Below are 757 nucleotides of genomic sequence, written 5' to 3'. Positions count from 1 at the left end.
CGCCATGAACGTTTATCCGTCACAAGCTGAATATTGTCTCTCTACTCGCCAGACTTCTTTGGCGTTGTAAGGTTAAGCCTCACGGTTCATTAGTACCGGTTAGCTCAACGCATCGCTGCGCTTACACACCCGGCCTATCAACGTCGTCGTCTTCAACGTTCCTTCAGGAGACTTACAGTCTCAGGGAGAACTCATCTCGGGGCAAGTTTCGTGCTTAGATGCTTTCAGCACTTATCTCTTCCGCATTTAGCTACCGGGCAGTGCCATTGGCATGACAACCCGAACACCAGTGATGCGTCCACTCCGGTCCTCTCGTACTGGGAGCAGCCCCCCTCAATTCTCCAGCGCCCACGGCAGATAGGGACCGAACTGTCTCACGACGTTCTAAACCCAGCTCGCGTACCACTTTAAATGGCGAACAGCCATACCCTTGGGACCTACTTCAGCCCCAGGATGTGATGAGCCGACATCGAGGTGCCAAACACCGCCGTCGATATGAACTCTTGGGCGGTATCAGCCTGTTATCCCCGGAGTACCTTTTATCCGTTGAGCGATGGCCCTTCCATACAGAACCACCGGATCACTATGACCTGCTTTCGCACCTGCTCGAGCCGTCACTCTCGCAGTCAAGCCAGCTTATGCCATTGCACTAACCTCCTGATGTCCGACCAGGATTAGCTGACCTTCGTGCTCCTCCGTTACACTTTGGGAGGAGACCGCCCCAGTCAAACTACCCACCAGACACTGTCCCCACGCC

1 rRNA gene is annotated in these 757 nt (G+C 54.6%); it reads right to left on the bottom strand.

The window, feature by feature from the left end:
• Nucleotides 1-68: 68 nt before the first annotated feature.
• Nucleotides 69-757: ribosomal RNA gene (locus tag G6041_RS11155) — 23S ribosomal RNA — on the bottom strand; the annotation flags it as partial.

It is taken from the genome of Cronobacter sp. HA18003 (assembly GCF_011605905.1).
Lineage (GTDB): Bacteria > Pseudomonadota > Gammaproteobacteria > Enterobacterales > Enterobacteriaceae > Cronobacter > Cronobacter sakazakii.
The sequence above is the reverse complement of the archived record's forward strand: the minus strand, read 5'-3'. Positions and strand labels throughout refer to the sequence as shown.